The organism is Kitasatospora sp. NPDC059571, assembly GCF_042735675.1.
Classification (GTDB): Bacteria; Actinomycetota; Actinomycetes; order Streptomycetales; family Streptomycetaceae; genus Kitasatospora.
In genome coordinates this window covers 1-10,128 of sequence record NZ_JBHWBW010000282.1, presented here as the reverse complement: position 1 = coordinate 10,128, position 10,128 = coordinate 1, and the positions used below count along the sequence as shown (strand labels likewise).

The following is a 10,128-nucleotide window of genomic DNA, read 5'->3' as shown; positions in this document are numbered from 1 at the left end:
TTGCCCTGCCGCCGCGCCCTCCCCCCCTCCCACCGCGGCTCTCGCGGGGGCGCGTCCCGCGCCCCCCGCGCCGGGGGCGGGGCGCCCCGCGCCCCGCCCGCGCGCCGGGTGTCAGGTCCCGGCGGTCTCGGGGTCCGGGGCGGTCAGGCCCCGGCGGCCTCGGGTTCTCGGACCTGGCTGAGCGGGGCGGCCAGCGATTCGAGGCTGCGCCGTTCGGCCTTCACCCCGATCGCGGCCTCCACCAGCCCGGCCACGACCATCAGGGAGGCGCCGATGCAGAACGCGAGCGTCGTGTCGGAGACCTTGCCGCTGCCCACCAGCCCGTTGAAGAGCAGCGGGCCGGTGATGCCGCCGATCGCGGTGCCGACCGCGTAGAAGAAGGCGATGCACAGCGCCCGGGTCTCCAGCGGGAAGATCTCACTGACCGTCAGATAGGCCGCGCTGGCGCCCGCGGAGGCGAGGAACAGCACCGCCGTCCAGCAGGCCGTCATGGTGGTCGCGCTCAGCGCGCCCTGGTCGAACAGCGCCGCGGTGCCGAACAGCAGCAGCCCGGAGCCGATGTAGGTGCCGGCGATCAGCGGCTTGCGGCCCACCGAGTCGAAGAAGTGTCCGAGCAGCAGCGGCCCGAGGAAGTTGCCGACCGCGATCACGGCGAAGTAGTAGCCGGTGTTGCCCTCCGGCACCTGGAAGAACGTGGTGAGGATGACGGCATAACCGAAGGTCACCGAGTTGTACAGGAAGGCCTGGCCGACGAAGAGGGCGAGGCCGAGCACCGTCCGGCGGGGGTACTGCGTGGTGACGGTGCGGGCGATGGTCAGGAAGCCGATCGCTCCGCGCGAGCGGATCTTGATCGTGCCCTCGGCGGGCGGCAGTTCGCGGCCGGTCTGGGCGGCCACCGTCCGTTCGACGTCGTCGACCAGCCGTTCCGCCTCCTCGGCGCGGCCGTGGGTGAGCAGCCAGCGCGGGCTCTCCGGGACGTGCCGGCGCACCAGCAGGATGACCAGGCCCAGGACGACGCCGATGCCGAACGCCAGCCGCCAGCCGACGTCGGTGGCGAAGAGCGCGGTGTTCAGCAGGGCGATCGAGGCGAAGGCGCCGACCGCGGCACCGATCCAGAAGCTGCCGTTGATGATCAGGTCGATTCGGCCGCGCACCCGGGCCGGGATCAGCTCGTCGATCGCGGAGTTGATCGCCGCGTACTCGCCGCCGATGCCGAAGCCGGTGAAGAACCGGCAGACGAAGAAGAACCAGGCCGTCCAGGACAGCGCGGTCACGGCGGTGGCGGCCAGGTACACCGCCAGGGTGATCATGAAGAGCTTCTTCCGGCCCAGCCGGTCGGTCAGCCAACCGAAGAACAGCGCGCCGCTGCACGCTCCGGCGACGTAGAGGGCGGCGGCGACGGTGGTCACCTGGGTGGTGCTGATGGCGATGCCGCTGCCGGACTGGGCGAGCCGGCCGGCCATGTTGCCGATGATGGTGACCTCGAGGCCGTCCAGGATCCAGACGGTGCCCAGTCCGATCACGATCCGCCAGTGCCAGCGGGACCACGGCAGCCGGTCCAGCCGGGCCGGTACGGCGGTCTCGACGACGTCCCCCTGGTGTCCGGCGGGGATCCGCCGCTCACGGGCCCGTTCGGCGGGCTGCGCTCCCTCACGCATGGCCGGCCTCCCTCTCGCTCGGTGACGGCCGCACGCCGTCCGATCGCTGCCGGGACCGCGTCTGCCCGGGCGGCGCGGCGCCACACGTGGGGACACCCCGGGGTCGGCGCGGCCGTGTGGGGTGCGCGCCGCCGGGTAGGCGCCGAACACTGGACAGGGGGCGGCGCGCGCCGCCCCGCCGGGAGGAGCACCCACCGGAGGAAGCCATGACCGTCCCCGTGCCGACCGGTCCGGACGTCGGGCCGTTCCCCGACCCGACCCCGCCCGACCCGGTCCCGCCCGGTCCCCGCCCCGAGCCGGGCGGCCCGTTCCCCGACCCCGAGCCCACCCCGCCGGCCCCGGTGCCACCCGAGCCCCCCGCACCCGGCCCGCCCGACTCCCGCCGGGAACCGGTGTGACGGCGCCGGCCGTCGTCCTGACGGGCGACCCCACGACCCGTGCCGAGGTGACGACGGTGGGGGTGGAGGAGGAGTTCCTGCTGGTCGAGTGCGGCTCGCACCTGCCGGCCCGGCACGGCCCCGCGGTGGTGGAGGCCGCGGCCGCGGTCCTCGGCGACCAGGTGCAGACCGAGTTCTTCGCCTCGCAGGCGGAGGTGTGCAGCAGCCCGACCCGCTCGCTGGACGCCCTGCGCGCCGAGCTGGGCCGGCTGCGGGCCGTCCTGCGCGAGGCCGCGACGGCGGCGGGCTGCCTGCTGGTCGGCTCCGGCACGCCGGTGGTCGCCGGCGGTACGCCCCCGGTCACCGGCAGCGCCCGCTACCGGCGGATCCGGGTGCACGTCGGCTCCGTGGCGACCGCCCCCGACGGTTCGGTCTCCGGCTGCCACATCCACGTCGGGGTCCGCGACCGGGCCCAGGCGCTCGCCCTGAACCGGCTGATCCGCCCCTGGCTGCCGGTGGTCCAGGCGCTCGCGGTGAACTCGCCGTTCAGCTGCGGCCGGGACACCGGCTTCGCGAGCTGGCGGCACCCCGCGTACCGGCGGTGGCCCACCGTCGGCCCGGCCCCGGTGGTCGACGAGGCCGGCTATCTTGCCACCGTCGGCGCGCTGCTGGACAGCCGGGTGATCCTCGACCCGGCGATGCTCTACTGGTACTCGCGGCCGTCCGAGCACGTGCCCACCCTGGAGATCCGGATCGCCGACACCAGCGCGGACCTGGACACCACGGTGCTGCTCGCGGCGCTCGTCCGGGCGCTCGCCTCGGTGTTCCTCGCCGAGCTCCGCAGCGAACCGGACGGTGCCGGCCCGGAGGCCCGCTCCCCCGGCACGGCCCTGGTCGACGCCGCGCACTGGGCGTCCGCCCGGCACGGCCTGCACGGCGCCGGGCCGCACCCCGCGACCGGCCTGGTGCAGCCGATGCGGGTCCTGGTGGACGCGCTGGTCGAACGCGCACTGCCCGGGCTGGACGCCGCCGGGGACACCCCGTTCGTGCTGCGGACGCTCGGCACGCTGCTGTCGCACGGCACCGGCGCCGACCGCCAGCGCGCGGTGTACGGGCGGCGGGGCCGGCTCGGCGACGTGGTGGGCCACCTGGCCGAGGCGACCGCGGCCGGCGCCGCGGGCTGACGAGCGGGTGGACGCATGCCCGCGCCGGCCGGACGCCCCGCCCGCGAGATCCTGCGGGACCTGCTCCGCGACCACGGCCGGACGTACGCCGAGGAGGCCGGTGCCGCCGTGCGGGACACCCCCGCGCCGCTCTACCGCCTGCTGGTGCTCACGGTGCTCTGCAGCGTCCGGATCCGTGCGGACCTGGCCGTCGCGGCGGCCCGCGAGCTGTCCGCCGCGGGGCTGGGCAGCGCCCGGGCGATGGCCGGGTCGGCCTGGCAGGAGCGGGTCGACGCCCTCGGCCGCGCCCACTACCGCCGCTACGACGAGAGCACCGCGACCGCACTCGGTGACGGTGCCCGGCTGGTGCTGGACCGCTGGCACGGCGACCTCCGCCGGCTGCGCGCCGAGGCGGAACGCGACCCCGCCCGGATCCGCGAGCTGCTGCAGGAGGTGCCGCGGATCGGACCGGTGGGCGCGGAGATCTTCTGCCGCGAGGCGCAGGGCGTCTGGCCCGAGCTGCGCCCGGTCTTCGGCGAGCGGGCCCTGCGCGCCGCGCACGCCCTGGGCCTGCCCGGGGATCCCGGCCGGCTGGCCGCGCTCGTCGAGCCCGCCGACCTGCCGCGGCTGTCCGCCGCGCTCGTCCGCACCGACCTCGCCCGCTGACGCCGCCCGCCGGAGTCCGGCGGTGCGGCAGGAGGGCCGCAGCGCGCCGGGTCGCGCGGTCAGCCGGCCGGGCCGCCCGCGGTGGCCTCGGCGACCGTGCCGTACACCTCGAAGACGCCGCCCGCACCGGTGATCTCCAGCATCCGGGCCACCATCGGGGACGGCTCGGCGAGGACCATCCGGCTGCCCGCCGACTCGGCCGCCAGCCTGGTCCGCAGCAGCAGGTTCAGGCCGGTCGAGTCGCAGAACGAGAGGCCCGAGCAGTCCACCACGACGGTGGCCGACGGCTCCCGGAGCGCCTCCGCCAGGGCCTCGCGCATCGGGTCGGCGCTGTCGTGGTCGAGTTCGCCGACCGGCCGCAGGAGGCGGCCGTCGGCCAGCGGCTCGGCCGCCACGGTGAGTGCGGCGATCGCCCGCGGGCCGCTGCCCGCCGTGCCCGGCCCGTCCGTCATGCCCGTCCTCCCGTTCCCAGGGGGTCCTCCCCCTCCACCATAGGCCCGGCCCCGGCCGCACCGGCCGGGCACAGCCGCAGGCCGAGCAGGCAGGTGTCGTCGAGGGCGTTCGGTGCCGAGAGCCGCCGCAGCACGTGGTCCAGGCAGCCCGCCACGTCGCCGGCGCGGTACTCCTCGGCGGCCTGCCGCAGCCGTTCCAGTCCGTCGGCGAGGTCGGCGCCGCGGCGGACCACCAAGCCGTCGGTGTAGAGCAGCAGCAGGTCTCCGGGGTCGAGGCGGACCTCCGCATTGCGGTAGGCCGCGGAGGGGACGACGCCGAGCAGCAGGCCCTCGGGCGGGTCGAGGTAGCGGGCGGGGCCGCCGGTGCCCGCCAGCAGCGGCGGCAGGTGTCCGGCGCGGGCCCAGCGCAGGCTTCCGGTGGCCGGGTCGAGCAGTCCGCAGACGACGGTGGCGGTGTGGTCGGCGCGCTCGTGGCAGAGCATCCGGTTGAGCCGGGCGAGCAGCTCGGCCGGGTCGGCGCCGGTGTAGGCCAGTGCGCGCAGCGCGTACCGCAGGCCGGCCATGCCGGCGGCGGCGGCCAGGCCGTGCCCGGAGACGTCCCCCACGGCCACGAGCACGGTGCCGTCGGGCAGGGCCAGGACGTCGTGCCAGTCGCCGCCGACCTTGCCCTCGCGCTCGGCGGCGAGGTAGCGGGCGGCGCTCTGCACGCCGGGGGCGGGCGGCCCGGCGGGAGCGTCGGTCAGGGCGCCCTGCAGGGCGCGGACCGCGCGGTGCCCGGTCTCCGTCCGGCGGCGCTGGTCGGCGAGCCGGCTGCGGGTGCCGGCCAGGGCCTGTTCGGCCCGGCGCCACGGGGTGACGTCCTGGAGCACTCCGCGGACGGCCGACGGCGGCTCGCCGGGCGGTCCCGGCACCGCCTCGGCGAGGCCGCGCAGGATCCGTTCGCCGCCCCGGCCGGCCCGGAACTCCAGGGTCACCGGGCTCCGGCCGGCGAGCAGTTGCTCGGCGGCGGCGCGGACGGCCGGGCGGTCGGTGGCGGTCAGTGCGACCAGCGCGGCGCCGGGGGCGAGCACGGGGCCGGCCGAGGCGGGCAGGCCGAGCAGCCGCAGCGCCTCCGGCGAGCAGTCGATCCCGGCCGACCCCGCCTCCCAGCCCCAGGTGCCGAGCCGGGCGAGGCGCTGTGCCTGGTCCAGCTGGCTGTCGCGCCGGTCCTGCTCGTCGTGGGTCCGCCAGCTGACCAGCGCGCCGTCCAGGTGGCGGGTGGCGTGCAGGGTCATCGCGGAGCTGCGGACGGTGCCCTCGACCCGTTCGGTGAACTGCTCGCTGCGGCCCTCGTACGGCACGCCGGTGGCGGCCGTGTCGAGGATCCGGCGGAACGCGCCGGAGGCGACCATGCCCGGGTACAGCTCGCTGAGGCGGCGGCCGCGCAGGTCGGCGGCGGTGCGGCCGGCGAGGTCCACGGTGGCCCGGTTGGCGTGCTCGACGACCAGGTCGACGGGTGTGCCGTCGGGGTCGCGTACGGTGCCCAGCACCAGCACCGGGTCGAGCAGGGTGTCCAGCACGCCGCGGAACCACGGCTCGACGGCCGGCCCGGGGGTGTCCCGGGCGCCGCGGCCCAGCCGCCGGAGGTGGTCGGCGCAGAGGCCGGCCAGGTCGAGGAGGTGCTGCTCGACGGCCGGTTCCGGGTGGTACTCCTGCGGCCAGCCGAGCTTCATGGCCCCGATGGTCTGCCCGCCGGTGCGCAGCGGCAGGGCGCAGACGGTGCGGCCGGGGACGAGGTCCTCGCCGGCGAGGTCCGGGTAGCGGGCCGCGAACTCGGCCCGGTCGAGCACCCAGACCGGCGTGCCCAGCCGTGCGGCCTCGGTGAGCGGGAGCGTCCGGATCGGCGGGATCCGCTGCCACGGGCTGAGCCGCCGGGCGTCCACGCCGTGGCTGCCGGTCAGGCGCAGCGCGCCGTCCGGTTCGAGCAGGGCCAGGACGACGGCCGCTGCGCCGAGCGGGGCCAGCGCGGCCTCGGACAGCAGGCGGGCCAGCTCGTCGGGGGTGGCGGCGGCGGAGAGGGCGGCGGCGGCCAGGTGCCGGCGGGCGGCGAGGGCTGTGCGGTCCACCGGGCCCTCCGGGCCGTCCGGCTCGCGTCCGGCGGCGGGCGGCCCGGCGGGGGCCGGCCCGGGCGCGGAGCGGGCGGGGGCGTCGGGAGATCGCGGCGCGGAGGCCGGCCCGGGTGCGGAGCGGGCGGGGGCGTCGGGAGATCGCGGCGCGGAGGCCGGTCCGGGTGCGGAGCGGGCGGGGGCGGGGGGACGTCCGGGCGTCCGGCCGGTGGCGCCGAGGAGCTCGGCGGCGAGGTCGGCGACTTTGCGGTTGGCGTCCTGGGAGAGGGCGGAGAGCCGCTCGAAGGCCTCCTCGGGGGTGCAGCCCAGCCGTTCGGCGAGCAGCCCCTTGGCCTGTTCGATGACGGCGCGGGTGCGCATGGCGGCCCGCAGGCCCTCGGCCTCCGCGCGCAGGCGGTCGACGGCGGCCTCCAGCACGGCGCGTTCGGGGTCGGCGGCCGGCTCGCCGCCGGAGCGGCTCGTGCTCTCGGCCATCGCCGCGTCCTTCCGTGGCTCGTCGGGCTCGTCGGGGCTCGTGGGGTCTCGTCGGGCGTCCGCGTCTCCAGCGTAGGCGGGTGGCGGCCGGGCGGCAGGCACGGGTGTGCGGATCCGGACGGCGGGCCGGACGCGGTAGCGGCACGCGGGCCGTCAACAGGGAGCGCTCCGGCCGCTGTTGGTGCGGTCAGCGCACCAGGGGCAGGAAGATCGTGTCGACGATCTCTTCGAGGACGTGGTCGGGCGCGGGGGCGAAGGTCGTCAGGAACTCGTGGCGCAGCAGGTCGAACGGGAGGGACTTGATGCGTTCGGTGAGGACGTCCGGTCGGATCTCGCCGCGGTCGACGGCGCGGTCGAAGAGCACGTCGACGGCCTTCTTGCGCCCCGTCGCGAGGGGGTCGAGCAGGTCGCCGGGGCTGGTCCCGGTCTCCTGGTAGTAGCCGGCCAGTTGCACGCTCATGACGGTGACGAGCCGCAGGCGGGTGGCGTTGATCTCGCGCATGAGGGTGAGGACGTCCTCCCGGAGGCTTCCCGTGTCCGGGACGTCGAGGACGTGCTCGCGCAGCACGTGGACGACGGCGGCCCGGACGAGCTCGTCGCGGTCGGACCAGCGGCGGTAGAGGACCGGAGGGCTGGTGGCCGCGCGTCGGACGACGGCGTCCATGGTGAAGCGCGCGTAGCCCTTCTCGGCGAGTTCCTCCCAGGCCGCGTCGAGCAGCGCCTTCTCCAGTGCCGCTCCGCGGCGCCGCTCGGACATCCACCCTCCTTAGATAGAGTTGCCTATCTTATCTTAGCGCACTAGCCTGGCGGCCGTAAGATAGAACACTGTATCTTAAGGACCGCCCATGCGCACCTCCGGCGCCCAGCCACCGTCCGCCGCAGCAACCACCGCCCCCGACCGCATCGATCCGGCCCTGCGGCGCCTGACCTTCACCTTGATCATCGGCGCGCTCGCCGTCATCTTCGACACCACGATCATGAGCGTCGCCATCGACGACCTCGCCGGGCGGCTGCACGCCTCGCTCGACACCGTCCAGTGGGTGAGCACCGCCTACCTGCTGGCCCTGGCCGCCACGATGCCGGCCGTCGGGTGGGCCCAGTCGGTACTGGGCGGCAAACGCCTCTGGATCGCGGCCCTGGGCCTGTTCCTCGTCGGGTCGCTGCTGTGCGCCGCGGCCCGGAACGCCCCGAGCCTGATCGCCTTCCGGGTGGTCCAGGGCGTCGGCGGCGGCATCATGATGGTGCTGATGACCACGCTGATCATGCAGGCGGCCGAGGGCCGCACCATCGGCAGGGTCATGTCGCTCATCACCGTGCCGACCGCACTCGGCCCGATCATCGGCCCGGTCATCGGCGGCGCCATCCTGCACCTGGGCGACTGGCGCTGGATCTTCCTGTTCAACCTCCCCTTCTGCGTCGTCGGCGGCTTTCTCGCCATCCGCAACCTGCCCGCGGACGCCCCGCGCCCCGGCACCCGGCTGGACGTCGTCGGCATGCTGCTGCTCTCGCCCGGCATCGCCGCCGTCCTCTACGGCCTGACCCGGCTCGGCGGGTCCGACGGGTCCGCCGCCGCGGCGGGGCCGCCCCTGGCCGCCGGTCTCGCCCTGGTCGCCGGTTACACCGGCTGGGCGCTGCGGCGCGGCCGAGACGCCCTGATCGACGTCCGGCTGTTCCGCCACCGAGCCCTCGCCTCGTCGTCGGCGCTGGTCTTCCTGTCCGGCGCCGCCCTCTACGGGACGATGCTGCTGCTGCCCCTCTACTGGCAGCAGGTACGCGGCCGGGACGCCCTCGGCGCCGCACTCCTGCTCATCCCGCAGGGCGTGGGCGCCCTCGCCTCCCGCGCCCTCGCCGGCCGGTACATGGACCGCTTCGGACCCCGCCCGGTCGCCGTCGCCGCCTTCGCCCTCACCTGCGCGGCCACCGTGCCGTTCTGCTTCGCCACCACCTCCACGAGCAGCACCGCGCTGATGGCCGCACTGTTCGTCCGTGGCATCGGACTGGGCGCGGCCATGATCACGCTGATGGGCGCCGCATTCGTCGGGCTGGGCCGCGAGGAGATCCCCGCCGCTTCCGGTATCTCGCGCGTCGCACAGCAGGTCGGCGGCTCCGCGGGCACCGCGCTCCTCGCCGTGATCCTCCAGCGCACCTCCGCCGGCGCCCGCACACCCGCGGACCTGGTCCCGGGATTCGGCAGCGCCTTCTGGTGGGCCGCCGGGTTCACCGCCGCGGCCGTTCCGCTCTGTCTCCTGCTGCCCGGTCGGACCGGCCGGAAGGCACAGGTCGAGGACGAGGGGGTCACTGACGAGGGCAAGGGCCGGCTGCCCGTCGCCGACCACGGGTGAGGCGGGTGGACGCCCGGCGCAGGCGGGTCCGGAGCATCGAACGCGGCGTCATCACCGCACGCTCGCGGGCGGATTGCCGGGCGGGGTAAGTTGAACGTGTTCAAATCATCGGGGGTTCTTGCCCCGTGAACAGAGGGGGGAGCTGTGACGACTTCGCCGAGGTGGGTGTGGCCCGGCGTCCTGGGGTGGGCGGCCGTGATCGGGGCGAGCCCCTGGCTACTGCGATGGGCGTGGGACAGTGGACCCGGCAGCGGCCCGGCGCAGCTGGAGTACACGGCGTGCGCGGCAGCCTCCGCCTTCGCCCTGGGGGCGGCACTCGGCCGGGTCCGCGCCTGGGCCCCGTGCGGCGCGGCGGGGGCCCTGGGCGCGCTGGTCATGGCGGCCGGCTCCGGAGCGTTCGACGACACGACCACCCGGTTCGGTGACGTGCCCGGGTTCGCGGTGTTCGTCTCCCTCATGCTCACCCCCTTGGTCCTGCTGCCCCTGTTGACGGGCGCCCTCGTCGGATCGCTCGTGGGCTCCCTGCGCGAGGGCTGAGGTCACTCGGCGCTCGCGGGAGCCGTTCGGTTGCCGGGGCGTCAGGTTGACAGCACATCAGTGATCGGTTGGGGGCCGCGCGGTGGCATGGCGGGGCCCGGGTGCGGGTACGAAATGCACAACCGGGCAGCCGCCCGGCCCCGTCGCAAGGCCGAGGAGGCGACCGCGATGACCCGGATCAGGATCACCACGCGCCCCAGCCAGGGCCGGCCGCGGCCCCCGCTCGATCTGCGGACCCCCTCCGGCCGGCCGCTGCCGTACTGAGGCCCGCCCCGACCTCTTGCCGGACCGGCCGGGTGTCCCCGGCCCGCATCGCACGTAACGCAGGCCCGCTGCCCGGGAGCTCCCGGGCAG

The 10,128-nt window shown here is 76.1% G+C and carries 8 protein-coding genes; 4 read left to right on the top strand and 4 right to left on the bottom strand.

The features are described 5' to 3' along the window. Positions 1-143: 143 nt before the first annotated feature. The gene (locus tag ACFV0G_RS26060; RefSeq protein ID WP_380552660.1) at positions 144-1,658 is read right to left on the bottom strand and encodes an MFS transporter; all 1,515 of its coding nucleotides are present in this window, start codon (positions 1,656-1,658) and stop codon (positions 144-146) included. 394 nt (positions 1,659-2,052) lie between these two features. Between ACFV0G_RS26060 and ACFV0G_RS26055 the strand changes: the two genes are divergently transcribed. Further along, the gene (locus tag ACFV0G_RS26055) at positions 2,053-3,219 is read left to right on the top strand and encodes a YbdK family carboxylate-amine ligase (protein WP_380552657.1); all 1,167 of its coding nucleotides are present in this window, start codon (positions 2,053-2,055) and stop codon (positions 3,217-3,219) included. A gap of 15 nt (positions 3,220-3,234) precedes the next feature. Continuing rightward, a complete protein-coding gene (locus tag ACFV0G_RS26050) occupies positions 3,235-3,864 on the top strand; it encodes an endonuclease (protein ID WP_380552654.1) in 630 nt (209 codons plus the stop codon). Between the two features lie 59 nt (positions 3,865-3,923). Here the strand turns inward: ACFV0G_RS26050 and ACFV0G_RS26045 are convergent, their stop codons facing one another. The 3 genes from ACFV0G_RS26045 to ACFV0G_RS26035 form a co-directional block, all read right to left on the bottom strand. Further along, positions 3,924-4,316, bottom strand: coding sequence for an STAS domain-containing protein (locus ACFV0G_RS26045; protein WP_380552651.1), 393 nt, complete (start codon positions 4,314-4,316; stop codon positions 3,924-3,926). After that, positions 4,313-6,895 (bottom strand): SpoIIE family protein phosphatase, encoded by a 2,583-nt coding sequence (locus ACFV0G_RS26040; RefSeq protein ID WP_380552648.1) that lies wholly within the window; start codon positions 6,893-6,895, stop codon positions 4,313-4,315. Before ACFV0G_RS26040 ends, ACFV0G_RS26045 begins: the two co-directional genes overlap by 4 nt. 187 nt (positions 6,896-7,082) lie before the next feature. Next, entirely contained in the window at positions 7,083-7,652 is a 570-nt protein-coding gene (locus ACFV0G_RS26035; RefSeq protein WP_380552645.1) for a TetR/AcrR family transcriptional regulator, read from the bottom strand. Between the two features lie 88 nt (positions 7,653-7,740). Here ACFV0G_RS26035 and ACFV0G_RS26030 point away from each other — a divergent pair, with 88 nt between their 5' ends. Next, entirely contained in the window at positions 7,741-9,237 is a 1,497-nt protein-coding gene (locus ACFV0G_RS26030; RefSeq protein ID WP_380552642.1) for an MDR family MFS transporter, read from the top strand. A gap of 144 nt (positions 9,238-9,381) precedes the next feature. After that, positions 9,382-9,774 carry a hypothetical protein gene (locus tag ACFV0G_RS26025; RefSeq protein WP_380552639.1) on the top strand — a complete coding sequence of 131 codons (393 nt, stop codon included), beginning with the start codon at positions 9,382-9,384 and terminating at the stop codon, positions 9,772-9,774. The last annotated feature ends 354 nt before the right edge of the window (positions 9,775-10,128 follow it).

Excerpts from the sequence above, each read along its gene's own strand:
- ACFV0G_RS26060 (WP_380552660.1), bottom strand. The coding sequence starts at position 1,658 with ATGCGTGAGGGAGCGCAGCCCGCCGAACGGGCCCGTGAGCGGCGGATC.
- ACFV0G_RS26030 (WP_380552642.1), top strand. The coding sequence starts at position 7,741 with ATGCGCACCTCCGGCGCCCAGCCACCGTCCGCCGCAGCAACCACCGCC.
- ACFV0G_RS26045 (WP_380552651.1), bottom strand. The coding sequence starts at position 4,316 with ATGACGGACGGGCCGGGCACGGCGGGCAGCGGCCCGCGGGCGATCGCC.
- ACFV0G_RS26050 (WP_380552654.1), top strand. The coding sequence starts at position 3,235 with ATGCCCGCGCCGGCCGGACGCCCCGCCCGCGAGATCCTGCGGGACCTG.
- ACFV0G_RS26035 (WP_380552645.1), bottom strand. The coding sequence starts at position 7,652 with ATGTCCGAGCGGCGCCGCGGAGCGGCACTGGAGAAGGCGCTGCTCGAC.
- ACFV0G_RS26040 (WP_380552648.1), bottom strand. The coding sequence starts at position 6,895 with ATGGCCGAGAGCACGAGCCGCTCCGGCGGCGAGCCGGCCGCCGACCCC.